Genomic DNA, 211 nt, shown 5'->3' on the forward strand with positions numbered 1-211 from the left:
CATCACCAGTTGCAGCAGCGTCGATGTCGTCGGCGCCAAGCCGTGCGGGCAGGCTTCAGGCGCGCGCGGCAGCAACAGCACCACGTCCGCCGCCCGCGCCAGCGCCGATGTCTCTCCGGCGGTGATGGCGATCAGCGGGATGGAGAAGCGCCTGGAATAGGCGACGATGCCCATCAGTTCCTTGCTTTCGCCCGACCACGACATGGCGATG

1 protein-coding gene is annotated in these 211 nt (G+C 67.3%); it reads right to left on the minus strand.

Annotated elements, in window-relative coordinates; genetic code table 11:
* On the minus strand, positions 1-211 hold a 211-nt coding region (locus EOB49_RS36275; RefSeq protein ID WP_127383601.1), incomplete at both ends, for an SIS domain-containing protein.

Source organism: Mesorhizobium sp. M7A.F.Ca.MR.148.00.0.0, from assembly GCF_003997735.1.
In the GTDB taxonomy this organism is placed as follows: domain Bacteria; phylum Pseudomonadota; class Alphaproteobacteria; order Rhizobiales; family Rhizobiaceae; genus Mesorhizobium.